Below are 16877 nucleotides of genomic sequence, written 5' to 3'. Positions count from 1 at the left end.
CCGCTAATATTTTATTAATTCTACCATATCACCATTCTTAACTGCTGCAGCATTTCCTTCGTCTACATCTACATGCATCTCTAATGCGTAATCCTTATGTACTCTAACCAAAACGTTTTCAAATACTAAACCCCTGTCTCCATTAACCCTTATTTTTACTCTATCTTTGTCCTTTACTCCGAATTCTTCTGCGTCTGTAGTATGCATATGTATATGTCTAGCTGCAACTATAACTCCTTCTGCAATTTCCACCTCTCCTTTTGGACCAACTAGCTTAGCCCCTGGACTGCCAGCTAAATCTCCAGAATCTCTTACAGGTGGTATTACCCCTAGTGTAAAGCCATCAGTCAAAGAAACTTCTACCTGAGTATTGTTTCTAGCAGGCCCTAATATCCTTACACCCTTTAATGTGTTCTTTGGTCCTACTACATCTACCTTTTCCTCACAAGCATATTGCCCTGGTTGAGATAAATCTTTCAACTTCTTAAGCTCATATCCTTCTCCAAAGAGTATTTTTATATGTTCCTTACTTAGATGGGCATGTCTATTTGACAATGCTATCGGTAGCGTATTTTTCATATCCTATTCCTCCTAATTTTAAGTTCATCCTCTACAAGAAAATTATAATCCTTTTGAACATAAAAATCAAATAGTTAAGCTATTAGTACTTTATCTCTAATTTCCTAGTTCTTTTCCTTTTTCAAAAGCTAGATCCATAAGCTCTTTCCTTTCCCATACTGGTGTTTCATCTGTATGAGAAGCAAAGATATTTTCTCTATACTCAGTATTAATTGCCTTGAAGAATAAGTCCATTACTGGAATACAAGCATCAAAATGTCCTTCTCTTTTTGGTGCTCCACCTACACAAATAAACATTCCTATCCTCTTTTTAGTTACATCTATAGATGGATTTTTTAAAATATATTTACTTGACCAATATACTTGGCATCTGTCTATCATCATTTTAGTTAAACTACTGACAGTATTAAAGTATAAGGGTGAAGAGATTATAATTATATCGCTATTATTAAAATCCTCATATATGTTTTTCATATCATCATTCATAAAGCAACCACCTGTTCTTTCACAATTGCCACAGGAAATGCAAGACGAAAACTCTAGGTCTTTCAGATAGATCTTTTTTAGTTCTATGTTATTAGTTTTTAATCCTTCTATAACTCTATCTAGAAGTCTATCTGTATTCATGTTTTTTCTTGGGCTACCCATAATCGCTAATACCTTTTTCATAAAAACCTCCTTAATTAAAACTTAGGCTACTAGCTTGAACTAGTAGCCTAATAATTATCTAGCTTTTATATACTTAAATGATTTTGACAGTGTGTAGATTATAGTTGTATGAAGTGGAATCATTACAATGGCTGCAAGGATTCTCCCAGGTAAAAATGCTATAACTCCTTTATTAAACATTATTGATAACCATAATGTATTCAATCCTAAGGATATAACAATATATGAGACACTTATCATGAAAGCTATTTTGTCTATAGAATATACATTGTCTCTAGTTTCTTTTTTCCTTGTCATAAAAAATGGAATTGCAATAAAAAATCCTACTACAAGAATATAAAGTATAGGATATATAATAGACATTGGTTTATCATAAATAAAATATGCCCCATCTTTTACAGCTATAACCTTATTATCAAATAAAACAAATACTATACCAGTAGCAATCATAGTAAGTACTGCTCCATTTATAATATTATAATTAATTCTAAGTTTATTTCTCTTAACTAGCAAATTTAAAACCCCTGGTATTGCTCCCCATAGCATACTGCTTATTGTAAAGCCAGGGAAAAATGCGCCCATTGGATTAATCATTACACCTATTAAGTCTGCAATAATACCAGCAAGTCCACCCCAAAATGGGCCATATAAGATTCCTGATATAATAAGTGGAATTGGACCAAATTCAATTCGAAGTGCTGGTAATCCTCCTAACGGCACCATAATTGAAAACACTCTAGTTAATACAATACTTATAGCTGTAAGTAAGCTAGCACCAACTAATGCTTTAGTATTAAGCAACCTTTTATTATTCACTTACTTCACCTCCCTCTCTTTCAAGTGACAGTAGACTGTCACATTAAAGAGAGGTAAGCTCCCTAATGTAACAGCGGATGCGGTAAAGTATCGCAGATTCACAAAATGTGAACCTTTCGTTTAAAGGCAACTTCCCATCCTTTAACACTTAACGTGCTTTACCTACTCTGTCGTTAACATATATATATTACACTAATAAATTAAACTTGTAAATATAGAAAAACTATAAAACCTTATTTTCATGTTTTTCCTCATTCACTTTAAATAGGCTAACTATTAATACAATTAATGAAGCTACAGCCATGAAAAAAATAATTATTGCAACAATATTATAATAAGTAGAGTATGGCGTAAACCTTCCAAATATGATCAAAGAAATTCCTAGAAGTATATATTTTATTATCTTTCCTCTTGACAATACAACATCCTTATATCTTTTAAAATTCAATCTGTTATCAGAAACTTCATCTAGCATTATCTTTTTTATCTCTTTTTCTGATGGATATAAATCGGCCTTTTTCATTATTTCAAGTAAACCTTCAATATCAACTAGTTGAATATGAGCATATTTTTTCAGTTTGGCTAATAGGTTCTCAGCATCCAATGAAAAAGATGATGCTGTAATAATCGCTCCTTCACTCAATTCATGATTTCTAAGACCAACATAAAAGTCTCTTATTATATCTACTCCTACTTTATAGTCATTATCATATTGTAGGCATTTAATGCCAATTTTTCTATCTGATATAATACCAATTAAATCTAATTCCTTTCCATTCACTCTTGTAATACTATCAAATCCGTATTTTTCTAACACGTTAATTATATAGTCTAAAAAATCCTGTGGAGTCTGATTTAAAAGTTCTTTATGAGTTTTCTTTAAAACTACCTGTTGATTGACTATATCCATTTTCCTTTGCATCCTACTTTTGTTTATTTTATACAAAATAAAATTATATAATATAAATATCTGAATAGAAATTATAATTGAAAAAAGTATACTTTCACTTATGAAGTAAAAAATAAGAATAAAACCTATAAAAGCAATCACTCTAAGTATTAGCTTATCCAAAATAATTGCCATATAAGTCTTCCCTGTTCTAGAATTTTCACTATAATATCGTCTTAATCTAAAGCCATTAATAAGTTTCTTAGATTGCTTTAATACATTACCTTTTACAATCTTAATATTCATATTATTACCCTCCTTTATTCTAGATTATCTCCAGATTTAAAGGAATAATAACAAGATTGGATTAAAAGTTACTTCAGTTCGTAATTCTTTTTTTATTAAGTATAATTCCGCCTACTAGTACAATTAATAGTTCAACAACAAAACAAGCTAATATCTTAAATGCTATACTGCTAAAAAACTCTAATGGCAACATTTGGATAAGTATATCTGTATTTGGGTCCAATAACCATAAATCGTTGGTAAAAAATATGTAATGAAAATATGTAAAATATTTATGAAAGTCTACATACATTAATACAGCTAAAATACACATTAAGACCATTGGCCACACAGAGGAAGCGATTAAAGCTTTTCCAATCGCTCTTCTATTATAAATAACTAGCCAACTTAAAGATATGAGAAAAACAACTAGCATAGCATTTCTAATAATATATCCATTTGAAAACAAATCTTTCACATCTATCATATGCAATATTTCTCTTTCTTTAAAAACCTGTTCAGTTTTACCATTTACTTCTGCGAATATTATTAAATCTTCTCTATTATTCTTTAGATAGTCCAACATTTCACCAGTAATAGTCATAAGATTCTTCTTTTCTATACCAGTTACTTCGGGAATATTATACTCATCATACTTCCTTTCATAAAAGTCTAAATCAAAAGTTATAATTTCTACATCAGTTAGTAGCAATACTATTGGCAATGACAATGATATAAGTATAGTGAATAAAGTAGATTTTTTCATCACAAATCCTCCGTTTTAATCCAATAATCTCTTTTTCAGTTGGAGCATAATTAAGTATATTACAAATCCTATAACAGCAATAATAATAATATATCTGTTATAAACATCCATTTTTCTTAAGATAGTTTTCCAGTTCTCCCCAACCAGTTTACCTAAAGCTATTAATACAAAGTTATGAAAAAAAGATATAACTACTATTGCTGTATATGCAGATCCTTTCTTAACCTTAAATACTCCTGCTGAGAGCACAGTTAATGAAAAAATTCCAGGTATAAATTTGCTTAATATTATCACAAAAGCACCTAGTCTTCTAAAAAGATTATTTAATTTAGTAATTTTACTAGTACAAAATAAAAAAGTCACAATTTTAGATTGTAGTATTCTCTCTTGTTTTTTTCTACCTATATTATATAAGAGCATTGAAGAAAGTGATGTTGATGTGACTGCATTTGCAACTACTAGATATATATTCAAATGAGCAATCTCAGATAAATAGCCTTCTAAAATAAGTATCATATCTCCAGGATAAGGTGGAAATAACACTTGAAGCGACTGGGAAACAAAGAAAAATAAATATGATAGCAATACATTTTCCATAACAATTTTTTGCGCAAAATCAACTATAATATTTTCCACGATATTCCCCCTATTTCTGCAATTTTCAATAAATATCCACTCTAAAACTATATAATATTTCAAGAATAATTTCAATATTATAATATTTATTATATCATCATATGTTTTTCTCCACAAAAAAACCCGAAGCATCGGGTTTTTTATGACATTGCCTTTTCTAATTTATCTAAATGCTGAATTGGAAACATCCTTAGCAATTCTTTGAATTGTTCTACAGATAGTCCTTGAGTAGTAGTATAAATTTGAATCTTCCCATCTAAGTCTGCATCTCTAAACCGTTGCTTTACTTCTTCAAAGTTAACGTTATTTTGCATAGCATCGCTCCTTTAACTCCCAAATTTTAAGCCTAAATTCACTATATAGTATAAATCAATTTGCATTAAAATATTCTATTTTATATGAATTTTGCGTTGTCACACTACATATGAAATTTCATAATATATATTGAACATAATGTGGAGGTGCAGTAATGAAAGAAACAAATAATAGTAATATGCAAAATAAATATATATCGCAACATGATACTTGCGACGATATTGAACTCGTTGAAAGCACTAATGAAGAAGAAGCCTTCATTACTGGACAAAATAATTTTTTAGGTTGGATGGTATTGATTATCATATTTATAATGCTAATTCTATTTTTATAATATACTACTTACAAAAAGTAAGATTGAAGTCATAAAATTATTTTGTCTGGATAAGCCTTTAATTCATAGCATATTTAATAGGATAATTTTAAGCAATTCTATTCATCATTAGAGTAAAGCCTCTTTAGTTTTGCCTAAGATAGACTACGACCAAAAACTTATTTGCCCATTAATACTTTTATTAAGGATTCGTAGTCCATCTCAGGCTCTAGCTCATAGATTCCATATTTAAATCTCTTTTGAAGACCTTCTTCAATTATTTTATCAGTAAACTCTTTTTTATCTTTTATAATACCTTTTTCAAATAGCTTATCTACAATCTGCTCACTGTTCTCACCCTTATTAATAACAAATTCTATAGGATGGGGCTCCTCTTTTATAAGATTTGTATCTTCTTTAGTTAAAGCTGTTTCTGCCGATTTTTTTTCATTCATAGAAATGACCTCTTTTAGAGATACCATTCCTAATTCCTTAGCCTTTTCTATAATCTGTGCTTCCGAATAATCTATATATTTTATTTTAGGATATGCTATATTTAACAAGCTAGATACTAATAATCCTATGCCTATTCCCAAAACCACAAAAAACTTATTCATTTTATTCATATCCACAAGTATCTCTCCTTATAAAGTACTTCTTACTATTATCAATAATAACATGAAAATAGTAAGATGTATACCTTCTCAAGAAAATCACTGAGCATCAATGATTCATATAGTAATCATATTATCACTAAAGCAAAAATATATTTGCCATTTCGCAACTTCTAACCATATCTTCGGGCCAAGCAGATGCCTGTACTTCACCAATATGAGCCTTATTAAGAAAAAACATACATATTCTTGATTGTCCTATTCCGCCACCTATTGTATATGGCAATTCATTATTTATAAGCATTTGATGATAGGCTAAACTCAGCCTATTCTCGCAATTAGACTTTTTCAATTGCTCAAGTAGAGCTTTCTCATCTACTCTAATCCCCATGGATGATAACTCAATCTCTTGATTAAGTATAGGGTTCCAAAAAATTATATCACCATTCAAATTCCAATCATCATAATCAGGAGCTCTTCCATCATGCTTCTTCCCTGAATTCAATAAATCGCCAATTTTCATAAGAAATACCGCCTTCTTTTCTCTAGCTATAGCATACTCTCTTTCTTTTGGAGTATAGTTAGGATACATATCCTCTAGTTCTTGTGTTGTGATAAATGCAATTTCTTTAGGTAGGTTCTTTTTCAATTGAGGATAAATATTTGTAATATATTTTTCTACTCTTAGAAAGACATTATAAATTCTTCTGACCATATCTTTAAGATACTCTTCTGTCCTTTGACTCTTTTCTATAACTAGTTCCCAATCCCATTGATCCACATAAATAGAATGAATATTATCTAATTCCTCTTCAGGTCTAATAGCATTCATATCAGTATATAGACCTGAGCCTGGTTTAAATCCATATTTTTCGAGGGCAATTCTTTTCCATTTTGCAAGAGAATGAACTATTTCTAGTTTTGAATTATCATACTTCATATCAAAAGAAACTGGTTTTTCAGTTCCATTTAAATTATCATTAAGACCGGTCTCTGTTCTAACAAATAGTGGAGCCGATACTCTTATCAAATTTAATTCTCTGGCAAGTTCCTTTTCAAAACAGTCTTTTATTTCTTTTATTGCTATTTCTGTATTAATTACATCTAAACTTGGTTTATATCCATCTGGTACTATAAGATCTTTATACATCTTTCTTCTTCCTTTCATGTTAATATATCAAAAAAATAAAAATGCCTTTCATCCATATAATAAGGACGAAAAGCATATGCTTCCGCGGTGCCACCTAAATTAGCTAAATAATAGCTCACTCTATCAGTACAGAAAATTATCGATACTGTCCAAGGTATAACGGCTTGGTTCCGTCTAGGCCTACTTTCACTTAAGATTTCGGTTAGCAACTCATAGATGTTCTTCAAATAAAGTAATGTATCGGATTCCCACCACTGCCGACTCTCTTGAACATATCCTTTATTCTACTCTTCTAGTCATAGTCTTTTAATATGTTAATTATATTTAAATATTATAATCTTATTATGTTAAGTTGTCAATATCTTTTATCTCGTTAACCTAAACACCTAGGTCAGTTTACTTAAAAAATTTATTAGTACTAAAATATAATGAGCTGATATGCCAGCAATTACTCCTCCAATAAAGTGACTACTTATAGCCTTTGAAATTAGTTTCCTATGTCCTAATGCATCAAGCATTGCAACATGTGTACTTAAAAAGCCACTCCAGCACATTCCCATAGCTGTAAACACTGCAACTTCATTTGGACCGATAATACCACTTTGTAAAAAGTTTGGCATTAAACTCAATGCAGCTCCCACTGCACCAAGAGCAGTTACAGGAAATGCTATTGCTTCTGGTCTTTCAAATCCAAATAATATCTTGGATACAGGAGCAATTATTTCTCCAATTTTAGGTAATAAACCTACTCCTTCAAAAGCTTTACCTTGATAGCCAATAGAAGGATCTAATGGCCCAAAGGTCAATATCATTATGATAGTACATATTACAAGTACACCAGGAATGATACCAAGCCCTATATCTACCCCAAGTTTACCTCCTTCAAGAAATGCAGTAAGAAATCTTTCAAAAAAGCTACCTTCAGTTCTTTCAATCAGTGTATCTGATAAATCTTTTTTGCTTAAGTTTTTTTCTACAGTAGCCTTACTTATACCCAATGCTTTTCTTGATCTATGGGACATAATCCTTACACTTACTATACTACCAATAACTGCACCTAAGTTTCCTACTATTGCTTCTTTAAAATAACCTAATCCAATAACAAAGGTAGTGACAATCAGTCCCATACCAAATGAAGTTCCAAGATTACATAAACACGGAGTTTCATATTCTTCGAAGTAGCTTATATATTCATCATCCTTTGCTAATGAAATAATAGCAGGATTATCTGAAAGATAAGTAGTTATTATTCCAAGTGATGCAACTCCTGGAAGATTGTATAAAGGTCTCATAAGTGGTGAAAATATCTTATTTAATAACTTTACCAATCCAAACTCTGTGGCTAACTTGCCAAAAGCTCCTGCTAGTACTGCTATTGCCATTATATATAATACTGTGTCTACTAAAAGTTCATAAGCTGTTGCCATTATTGTCGAAAACATATTGCTAATACCCATTTTACTGCCTATGTAACCAAAAAACGTTACCAATAATGCAAGAAAGGCAATCGTATCTAGATAAGGACTTCTTTTTTTGCCTTTATCTGCTATAATATTCTGCATGGCCCCACTCCTTAGACATTGTATTTAAGTATCAGTACAATTCAAATTATATCTAGGAGTTTTCTAAAGGGCAATAGAATAAACATCAAATAAAGTTAAGTTTCTGTCATAAATTGTTGACAAAAAAATAATATTTGCTTTACTAGGATATATATTTACTCTCTTGCTAAACTAGCAATTTAGCAAGAAAGTCTTTAGTCCTTTGACTTTTAGGTGCTTTAAAAACTTCGCCCGCAGCTCCTTCCTCTATTATATACCCATTGTCCATAAAAAAAACCCTATCTGCAACTTCTTTAGCAAAACCCATTTCATGAGTAACCACTATCATAGTCATTCCATCTTTAGCTAAATCCTTCATTACATCAAGCACTTCTCCAACCATTTCAGGATCTAATGCAGATGTAGGTTCATCAAATAAAAGCACATCTGGGGACATTGCTAAAGCTCTGGTTATAGCTATTCTTTGTTTTTGTCCTCCTGAAAGATTTTGAGGATACGCATTTGCTTTATCTTCTAGACCTATTCTCTTTAAAAGGTTTAAAGCAATTTTTTCTGCTTCTTCTTTAGACATACCTTTGACTTTTATAGGCGCTATTGTTATATTTTCTAATACTGTTAAATGAGGAAATAAGTTAAACTGTTGAAAAACCATACCCATCTTTTGTCTTAGTAAATTTATATCATTGTCTTTACTTGTTATGGAAGTTCCTTCAAAAATTATTTCTCCTGATGTAGGCTCTTCAAGAAGATTAAGACATCTTAAAAAAGTACTTTTCCCTGAACCACTAGGACCTATAATTACAAGGACCTCACCTTTATTAATATCTGTGCTTATATTATTTAAAACCTCTAGGTCAGCAAATTTTTTACATAGATTTCTTACCCTAATCACTATTTTTTAGCCTCCTCTCAAGTTTACCAACTAACTTCGATAAAGTGTAGGTCAATACAAAATATAACACTGCTGCTACTAGTAGAGGCTCGAAGGGCTTAAACGTATTTCCCCTCACCGTCTCAGCATTGTACATTATCTCAGGCACACCAATAACAGATACAATAGAAGATTCCTTAATAATAGTTATAAACTCATTTCCCAATACAGGTAGTATGTTTTTTAATGCCTGTGGAAGTATTATATATCTCATTGACTGGACATGAGACATACCCAAAGATCTTGCAGCTTCCATTTGACCTTTATCAATAGCTTCGATTCCAGCTCTGATAATTTCAGCTACATATGCACCACTATTTAGTGTCAAAGCTACAATACCCGCTGGTACTGTCGAAAGATTAATTGGTAAGCCGTAATATACTATAAATAGCTGAACCAGAAGAGGTGTACCTCTAACGAATTCTATATAGGCTGTTGCAATTATCTTCAATATTTTAATTTTAGATTGCCTCATTAATCCTAATAGAGTTCCTAACACTACTCCAAAGATTACTGAAAAGAATGCTATTATAACAGTGTTTTTTACTCCTATTAGAAAAAACATATAGTATTTACTTAAGAAACTAAAGTCTAACACTTCTTTACCTCCTACTGAATATGAGGACTAATTACTCATTAGCCTATTCATTATCTATGCTTTCAGTTGCATTTAAAACAAATTCGTCTATTTTATTTTCTTTTATTAGTCTTTCTATTGTTTTATTTATTGAATCTAATAATTCCTTATTGCCTTTTTTTACAGCTACTGCCGAGCCACCTTCTTCATCCTTGAATATAATATCTGTCATATATAGTTCAGCGTTATTTTTAACATATGCACCAGCCACAGGTTGTTCTACTACAACTGCATCTACCTTTCCTGTTTTTAGCTCAAGTATTAAGTTAGATACTTTTCCAAGAGCTTTTATTTGTGCACCTTCGATTTGCTCTGTAGCTATATCTTCTTGAATTGAACCTTTTTGAACTCCTATGATTTTACCTTTTAAGTCAGATATATCTTTGTATTTATCAATATCCTTTTTGTTAATCACTAGTCCGTGTTCTGCATTATAGTAAATAGTAGAGAAATCTACTTCCTTTGCTCTCTCCGCATCAGGAGTCATTCCAGCTATTACAAAATCAACTTTATTTGTTTTTAAATCTGCTAGTAATCCCCCAAATTCCATGTCTTTTATTTCTAACTCTACACCTAAATCTTTGGCTATTTCTTTAGCTATCTCTATATCAAAGCCAACTATAGTGTCTTTTCCATTAACTTCCTTATGAAATTCGTATGGTGGATAATCGGCACTTGTCCCAAGTACTATTTTATCTGTTTCTTTTCCACATCCAGTAAGTCCAATTACTGTTATTGATAAAATCATAGATGCAGTAATAATTTTTTTTAATCTTTTTATCATTTGAATTCCCCCTTAAATTTTGTATCGATTTTATAATAATACATCTTTTCGTATATATTTGCAAGTAATTTTTTTAAATTTTAGATATTAAAATTTTGCATTTTATCACATTTAGCATAAATATAATTAAATAACATAATTTCTTATTAATAGGTAACGTTTTCATTTTGATTAGAAGCTTAATCTTCTTTTTCTATGATTTGCATAAAAAATGCATAACGTATATTTATGCATTTTTATTATTGTTTTTTATCATAAAAGGAAAATAAAATGCCACTCCTTAGAGTGGCTAGCTGCTCATCTTATTTTAGGTCTTATCTTGTTTCGATAAAAATATACTCCTAGACTAAAAGCATAATCATATACTATGAATATGACTTGCATTAGTATAAAAATTGCCCATACAGGAAGCTTAATTATTATATCTCCTATAAAAACTCTACTTACAATACTATATGTAATATAGATAGATAAATTATATAACAACAGTTTTATAAGCAATTCAACCACAAGTATGTTTATTCTTTCAATCAATGATTTTAGTACTGCATAATAACCAAAAAAAATAATGTATGGTAATACTATAGTTTTATTTGGTATTAAAATAAAGCTAAGTATGGATGAAGTAAAATAAACTAATATTCCAAGTCTAATATTACTCTCAATAATAATCACTGCAAGAAAAAATGTACTTAAAGCAAAGAAAAAAAGTCTATTTGTCGGTAGTATAGAAGATATATATAGTGATACAGTTGATAAAAGAGTCACTATGCCACCTAGAGCAACTTTCTGTGATTTACTGGTATATCTTCTCAATTATATTACCTCCTAAAAAACACAACAGCTTATAAGGTCTCCTCCCAAACATTCACATAGGCAGTCGCTACAGATTAAGCACTGACATATCTCACAGAAAGAAGGATCATTTCTATAGCCTCTGCTTGTTCCCACATCTCTATATGTATTTGCTCTAGAAGCTAGGTTATTTAGTGCTGATCTATACTCAATATTATAAGGTTCAAGATTTACTGCTAGTTGAATATGCTGATACGCCATGTCATACCATCCACGTCTTAAAAATATAATTCCCTTTAAATAATTCCATTCAGCATCTCTATTTGTTATGCCTTCTAACATTTGATCTGCCTGATTAATATTCCCTCTTTCAATATGAGCTCTAATCTGTGAATAAAGATTTGAACTACTATTATTATATTGCTGGTTATCCCAATTATTACTCTCTTGATTTCTGTTATAGTTACTTTTGTTTTTCATTAATATATCATAAGCCTCATTTACTTCCTTTAATTTTTCTTCTGCTAAGTCTGATAAGGGATTATTAGCGTATTGGTCTGGGTGATACTTTCTAACCAACCTTTTATATGCTGCTTTTATTTCCTCTTCACTAGCACCTTCTCTAATTTCTAAAACTTGATATGGATTTCTCATGCTTTAAGCCCTCCCTTTTATTTAGTATAAGGTCCATCTTATGTCGAGTTCCCATGTATATTATATTTTCAATTATACCTTGATTTTTTCTAATATTAAGAATTTCAAAACTTTTTGCAATTGCCTCTAAAGACATGATCAGCGAAAATTCTATCGGTGCTACTACCCTATTTTTAAAATAATCTATTTCCTCACTATCTTTATAGTTATATTGTATGAGTATAGGATTATAGCTAGCATTCTTAATATCTTCTTCTATATCATTAAAAGCATCTAATATATATATCCACCTTCCAAGATTGTAACCTATCCATTTAAGCACTCTTTCAATCTTGTTATCTTCTATATAGTCTGGAACTGATATTTCTTCCATAAGCTTACCGAAAGTGTCTGCAGCTTCATCTATTCGACTACATTTATTTTTTTCTAATTCTGTAAGTCTATCTAAGCACTCTTTTATAATATGTGCTTTACTATTATATGTATTGTTTGCCTTTTTAAGTGGAAAAAGAAAGGGAATAGTCCCTATTAAAGACTTTATGGATTTTTCGTCCTTCCAATCATCTAACAACTTATAATATATGAGCATAACGCTCATATTTGAAGTATAAATTAAGGGTTTATTTGTATTTACTATGAACTTCTTTTTTATGGGATTAGCTATGCAACCTTCTCTTGTTATTATCTCTTTCTCTTCTTCTATGGAAGATAACAATAAGGCTAAAAAGGTCAAGTCATAATTCAACCCAAACCTTACTATATTATTAAACTCTTTTCCAAGGGTCTTGCAAAGACCACAGTAATATGCTTTAAACATATCATATTCTCTAACTTTTAGTTCACTTTTATAAGGTGTCACGTATCCAAACAATATATTCACTCTTTCTGAAGTATTTATGAGTCCATATCTATTTTAATTTATTAGTTCCCATATAGCAATAAACAAAATACCGAAATCAATTCTATGATATATTTACTTACTGAAAATTGCTTATATAAAGCTATATGACCCTTTGCTTTCTTAGGTTGATTATGATCAATCTAAACATGACAAAGGGTCATAACAATATTGCATCTTACATCTTAGTTTGTAGCCTGTATTTGTTCTTCTACAGGTTTTATTTCTGGTCTTACGACTTTCCAGATCCCATTTTCCTTTTTAAGCTTCCATGTATCTTCTTCATTTACTGCTTTTAATTCTTTGTCATCTATTTGCTGACTGTATTCATAGGAAAGCTTAACTTCTGCATTGTTTTCATCGATTAAAGTATATTCTCTTACGTCAAATTTAATTAATTTTAGATTTAATGACTCTATACTAGCTTTAAATTCTTCATAATCAAACACTCTATCCTTAATTGGCGTAAGTAGATACATCTTTGAATAAACTTTATTCTTCTCTGCACTTAAATAGTCTTTTAATACACTTTCAGGTGTTCTACCTATTAAGTCCTTTTCTTTATCTGGTCTCTTAGCTGGATGTATGACGTTGTTTTCTGCTTCCATTGGAAAATAAGCAAGAGGATCATAAACATTACTTGCGTTCCAAACTAGGTATTCATTAATTCCAAGCTCTTTACCAGCTAATATTTGTTCTCTAACTTCCTTCGGATTATATTTTATATACCCTGGAACCCAAGTAGCTGTAAAGCCTTGTATCCAAGGTCTAATTACTGGGGGATTCTTTAGTGAAGCATTTCTTTCAATGGCTTCTTTTAATGCTCCTGCTAAAACCCCATAAGGTTCTTGATCTGGTACTTTATATCCATACCAGCCTGTACTGTAGTGACTAGGATAAATCATTGGACACATATAATCTATGCTCCTAGCCATTTTCCTCCAGGTTTGTCCAATATCTTCTGGCTTGTCATCCCAAGATTTTGTGATAACTCCAAAAACATCAGCTGCTATATTTACTTTATAAGGCTCCAATTCTTGTTTTGCATATTCTAAGAAATCTTCTATTGCTTCATCCTTAGCTCTACCATCTCTACCTGGAAAATCTGTTATAGGATTATATTTCTTTGCGTTATCTGGAAAGCGTATATAATCAAATTGGATTTCCTCAAAACCATTCAGTACCGCTTCCTTTGCAATAGCTATATTATAATCCCACACAAATTTATCATATGGGTTTACCCATGCAACACCTTTATTATCTCTCCAAACTCCTCCTGATTTTAACTGAATAGCATGGTCTGTTCTATGGCTAGCAAAATTTTTGTCTTTAAATGTTACAATCCTAGCTATAGGATAAATATCATACTCCTTAAGTAATTCTATCAATGCTTTGACATCTTTAATTCTAGGGTTTTTATCTGCCTCTACCTGTTCTACAATTGCTATATTACTTTTATATGTCATTCGTCCATCATCATCTTTTACGTCAATAACTAAAGTGTTGATTTCTGTAGCTACAGCTATTCCTAATATTTTTTCAAATTTATTAAGATTGTCCGCTTGAGATTTTAATTCATTAATCTTAGTATTATTTTTTTCATGTAAGGCTCTTGTATAATCTGCATATAACTGTACATTTGCCTTGTCTACAGGCATACCAGCCACATTGCCTGTCACAAAAAGTCCCTTAGCTTCCACCTTTTTTATCTCCCTATTATCATCTAGTGGAAGCAAGGGTACATAAAAATCTCCTAGGTCCTTCTTTCTTTGCTCTTCTAAAGCTTCTCTTTCTGCAATTTTCTTTTCATACTCAGCTCTTTTTTCTTCTTCTGATATTTCTTCCTTATTTTTGTTTTCTTCTTTTTGTTCATTCTTCTCATCATCAATAGTATCTGCTTGTACAACTTTACCATCAGATGGGTCTTTTGATGCTTGACAGCCTGTAACTAATAATGATAGTGCTAATACAAGTACAATTAATGTTGATAAGATCAGATATTTCCTCATATGCTATGATGACCTCCATAAAATTATTTGTTATATTGTCTAATTTTGTTTAAAAAAGTCTACTAAATATATTCTACTCTATTTTGAAGCCTAAGATGTTACAGATCTGTTACACATAAGCTACAAAATTATTTCTTTAATTCTGACATACCTCTATTGGCTAATGCATCTGCAAGCTCATTAAGCTCTACTCCGCTATGTCCTTTAACTTTTACAAAACTAATGCTCTTAAAATTATTAACTAAATCAATTAGCTCACTCCATAAATCCTTATTTTCAACTGGCTCCTTTTTAGAATTCATCCACCCATTTTTTTGCCACTTAACATACCATTTTTGGTTAAAGCAGTTGCATAAATAGGCAGAATCTGTATGTATTTCTACAGGTATGTCTTTCCTTTTAAGAGCTTCTAAAGCCTTTATACAAGCTTTTAGTTCCATTCTGTTATTAGTAGTATTAACTTCACCGCCAAATATTTCCTTTCTATTATCCTTATAAATAAGTACTGCCCCATATCCCCCTACATTTTCATCATGCTGGTTTCCCGAACATGCTCCATCAGTATATATAATTATTTTGTTCTCCATTCTATCCCATCCCAATTAAATTATAGATTTATCTTGTTTAATGCGTCTCTCAGAGAAATTAGCTCTTCCTTAGTTAGAGTTATTCCCTTTCCCATTTTTTCTTTATTTGGTGACCAATCTCTAATATCGTATTTTGCTTCTCTATCATTCCAGCTAATTAGGTTAAGCTCCTTAGTCCATCCTTTTGCTGAACCAGAAATTACTGCTATCTCTTGAATAATCTCATATTTTATATCTGCCAAGCCAATCCCTCCTAAGTTTTTGAAACAATTTGTCCTATTATGTATTATTATACTATAATAATACATAGAATAAAGCACAATTATATGGTTAATTTTTAAGTAAAATATGTTAAGATGTTTATATTACTATAATGGAGCGTGATATGATGAAAAAAACTAGATTATTTAACAAAAAAGCTATCATAGTCGTACCTATCGTACTTGCACTGATATTAGGTTCAGTAGGCACCATTGGTTTAATGGCTTTTGAGCAAACAGGGAATAATCCGCAGCCAATAGAGCTTAGTGAGGAAGAAATAGCAAAACTAATTCAAGAACAGTTCGAGGAATTAAAGAAATCTATTGATGATGAAACTGTGCTAAAAATAATTGACATCCATGAAAACATAAATGATTATTTAGATACTACTCATACCTTAGAAACACAATTTTTTGAGTTTGAAGATGGGTATTCTGTTGGAATAGAGTATTTCTTTGATAGTGAAGAATCCTTACTATTTGATATACCTGCTGATTTCAGCAATGTTGACTTGCCAGAAGATATACATGAATATGATTGGGTAAAAGTTTCAGGAAAAATTGGGACAACTGAAGAAGTGGACAATGACCATACTCATACTGTGCCTGTTATTCATATTACTTCAATTGAAAAAATTGATAAATAGCGACTTTCTTATTTAAAAACACAATTTGACTTACTCTGTACTGAATAATAGAATTTAGTAAGTATGTTTTTATAGCGTGAT

Annotated in this window: 21 protein-coding genes, 1 riboswitch and 1 other annotated feature; of the genes, 2 read left to right on the top strand and 19 right to left on the bottom strand. The window is 30.8% G+C overall.

From position 1 onward, the window contains the following. Positions 1-3: 3 nt before the first annotated feature. From DW1_RS08035 to DW1_RS15685, 7 genes are all read right to left on the bottom strand, one after another. Positions 4-579: a phosphate propanoyltransferase gene (locus DW1_RS08035; RefSeq protein WP_074350094.1), complete on the bottom strand. Its 576-nt coding sequence runs from the start codon at positions 577-579 to the stop codon at positions 4-6. Positions 580-675: 96 nt separating this feature from the next. After that, a complete protein-coding gene (locus DW1_RS08030) occupies positions 676-1248 on the bottom strand; it encodes a flavodoxin family protein (RefSeq protein ID WP_074350093.1) in 573 nt (190 codons plus the stop codon). A gap of 54 nt (positions 1249-1302) precedes the next feature. Continuing rightward, a complete protein-coding gene (locus DW1_RS08025) occupies positions 1303-2064 on the bottom strand; it encodes a folate family ECF transporter S component (protein ID WP_074350092.1) in 762 nt (253 codons plus the stop codon). 69 nt (positions 2065-2133) lie between these two features. After that, a riboswitch (THF riboswitch) is annotated at positions 2134-2236 on the bottom strand. A 51-nt stretch (positions 2237-2287) separates the two neighbouring features. Further along, positions 2288-3259 carry a restriction endonuclease gene (locus tag DW1_RS08020; RefSeq protein WP_074350091.1) on the bottom strand — a complete coding sequence of 324 codons (972 nt, stop codon included), beginning with the start codon at positions 3257-3259 and terminating at the stop codon, positions 2288-2290. A gap of 73 nt (positions 3260-3332) precedes the next feature. Beyond that, positions 3333-4004, bottom strand: coding sequence for a TIGR01906 family membrane protein (locus tag DW1_RS08015; protein WP_074350090.1), 672 nt, complete (start codon positions 4002-4004; stop codon positions 3333-3335). Between the two features lie 15 nt (positions 4005-4019). After that, on the bottom strand, positions 4020-4640 hold the full coding sequence (locus DW1_RS08010; RefSeq protein WP_074350089.1) for a DedA family protein: 621 nt from the start codon (positions 4638-4640) through the stop codon (positions 4020-4022). Between the two features lie 140 nt (positions 4641-4780). Beyond that, complete coding sequence (locus DW1_RS15685) at positions 4781-4954, bottom strand: hypothetical protein (RefSeq protein WP_200800493.1); 174 nt, start codon at positions 4952-4954, stop codon at positions 4781-4783. A gap of 155 nt (positions 4955-5109) precedes the next feature. On the opposite strand from DW1_RS15685, the gene DW1_RS08005 reads away from it, so the two are divergent. Next, positions 5110-5289 (top strand): hypothetical protein, encoded by a 180-nt coding sequence (locus DW1_RS08005; protein WP_074350088.1) that lies wholly within the window; start codon positions 5110-5112, stop codon positions 5287-5289. A gap of 158 nt (positions 5290-5447) precedes the next feature. Here DW1_RS08005 and DW1_RS08000 read toward each other — a convergent pair whose 3' ends face one another. The 12 genes from DW1_RS08000 to DW1_RS07945 all read right to left on the bottom strand — a co-directional run bounded on the left by DW1_RS08000 (position 5448) and on the right by DW1_RS07945 (position 16131). After that, positions 5448-5900, bottom strand: coding sequence for an endolytic transglycosylase MltG (locus DW1_RS08000; RefSeq protein WP_074350087.1), 453 nt, complete (start codon positions 5898-5900; stop codon positions 5448-5450). 121 nt (positions 5901-6021) lie between these two features. After that, positions 6022-7050 (bottom strand): aspartate--ammonia ligase, encoded by a 1029-nt coding sequence (asnA, locus tag DW1_RS07995; RefSeq protein ID WP_278335733.1) that lies wholly within the window; start codon positions 7048-7050, stop codon positions 6022-6024. Between the two features lie 40 nt (positions 7051-7090). Further along, positions 7091-7341, bottom strand: a binding site (T-box leader). A gap of 77 nt (positions 7342-7418) precedes the next feature. Further along, the gene (locus tag DW1_RS07990; RefSeq protein ID WP_143474384.1) at positions 7419-8594 is read right to left on the bottom strand and encodes a CD0519/CD1768 family membrane protein; all 1176 of its coding nucleotides are present in this window, start codon (positions 8592-8594) and stop codon (positions 7419-7421) included. Positions 8595-8760: 166 nt separating this feature from the next. Further along, entirely contained in the window at positions 8761-9486 is a 726-nt protein-coding gene (locus DW1_RS07985; RefSeq protein ID WP_074350085.1) for an amino acid ABC transporter ATP-binding protein, read from the bottom strand. Then, the gene (locus tag DW1_RS07980) at positions 9479-10090 is read right to left on the bottom strand and encodes an amino acid ABC transporter permease (protein WP_074350142.1); all 612 of its coding nucleotides are present in this window, start codon (positions 10088-10090) and stop codon (positions 9479-9481) included. Before DW1_RS07980 ends, DW1_RS07985 begins: the two co-directional genes overlap by 8 nt. Positions 10091-10166: 76 nt before the next feature. Continuing rightward, positions 10167-10946, bottom strand: a complete 780-nt coding sequence (locus tag DW1_RS07975) for an ABC transporter substrate-binding protein (protein WP_074350084.1) — start codon at positions 10944-10946, stop codon at positions 10167-10169. 297 nt (positions 10947-11243) lie between these two features. Beyond that, positions 11244-11762 carry a hypothetical protein gene (locus tag DW1_RS07970; protein WP_074350083.1) on the bottom strand — a complete coding sequence of 173 codons (519 nt, stop codon included), beginning with the start codon at positions 11760-11762 and terminating at the stop codon, positions 11244-11246. Positions 11763-11774: 12 nt separating this feature from the next. Next, the gene (locus DW1_RS07965; protein WP_074350082.1) at positions 11775-12395 is read right to left on the bottom strand and encodes a J domain-containing protein; all 621 of its coding nucleotides are present in this window, start codon (positions 12393-12395) and stop codon (positions 11775-11777) included. Then, positions 12364-13254, bottom strand: coding sequence for a DUF5685 family protein (locus DW1_RS07960; protein WP_242942457.1), 891 nt, complete (start codon positions 13252-13254; stop codon positions 12364-12366). Before DW1_RS07960 ends, DW1_RS07965 begins: the two co-directional genes overlap by 32 nt. Before the next feature lie 224 nt (positions 13255-13478). Further along, on the bottom strand, positions 13479-15302 hold the full coding sequence (locus DW1_RS07955) for a putative glycoside hydrolase (RefSeq protein WP_074350080.1): 1824 nt from the start codon (positions 15300-15302) through the stop codon (positions 13479-13481). Positions 15303-15430: 128 nt separating this feature from the next. Further along, complete coding sequence (gene rnhA, locus DW1_RS07950; RefSeq protein WP_074350079.1) at positions 15431-15889, bottom strand: ribonuclease HI; 459 nt, start codon at positions 15887-15889, stop codon at positions 15431-15433. A 20-nt stretch (positions 15890-15909) separates the two neighbouring features. Beyond that, the gene (locus DW1_RS07945; protein ID WP_074350078.1) at positions 15910-16131 is read right to left on the bottom strand and encodes a YdbC family protein; all 222 of its coding nucleotides are present in this window, start codon (positions 16129-16131) and stop codon (positions 15910-15912) included. A 146-nt stretch (positions 16132-16277) separates the two neighbouring features. Here DW1_RS07945 and DW1_RS07940 point away from each other — a divergent pair, with 146 nt between their 5' ends. Further along, positions 16278-16796 (top strand): hypothetical protein, encoded by a 519-nt coding sequence (locus DW1_RS07940; RefSeq protein ID WP_074350077.1) that lies wholly within the window; start codon positions 16278-16280, stop codon positions 16794-16796. Positions 16797-16877 lie beyond the last annotated feature (81 nt).

Origin of the sequence: Proteiniborus sp. DW1, from assembly GCF_900095305.1 — a bacterium.
Classification (GTDB): Bacteria; Bacillota; Clostridia; order Tissierellales; family Proteiniboraceae; genus Proteiniborus.
The sequence above is the reverse complement of the archived record's forward strand: the minus strand, read 5'-3'. Positions and strand labels throughout refer to the sequence as shown.